This window comes from Pseudoalteromonas sp. SK18, from assembly GCF_001974855.1.
Lineage (GTDB): Bacteria > Pseudomonadota > Gammaproteobacteria > Enterobacterales > Alteromonadaceae > Pseudoalteromonas.
Genome location: NZ_MTQB01000086.1, coordinates 1 through 253 on the forward strand (window position 1 = coordinate 1; position 253 = coordinate 253).

Here is a 253-nt window from a genome sequence, read left to right on the forward strand (position 1 = left end):
GTGGATGACAAATATACGGCAAGACAAGAGGTTAGCCTGCCTATTCTTAGCAAGCTAAAAATATGGCTTGAGCAGGATCAGCCAAATTTAGTGGGGAACAGCAAACTGATAGAGGCAGCTAATTACCGTGAGCGTCTAGCGAACTACACCTATGTTTTAAAATTCCAGGGTAACAAGCTGTCGATATCGGGCTCAGGCTGGCACAGTTCATCAAGGCAAGCACAGATGTAATTAAATGGGATTAGACCATTTA

At 43.5% G+C, this 253-nt stretch carries 1 pseudogene; it reads left to right on the forward strand.

Features of this window, described 5'->3' with window-relative positions:
* Positions 1-159: pseudogene (locus tag BW139_RS18535) on the forward strand (IS66 family transposase); the annotation flags it as partial.
* Positions 160-253: the final 94 nt, after the last annotated feature.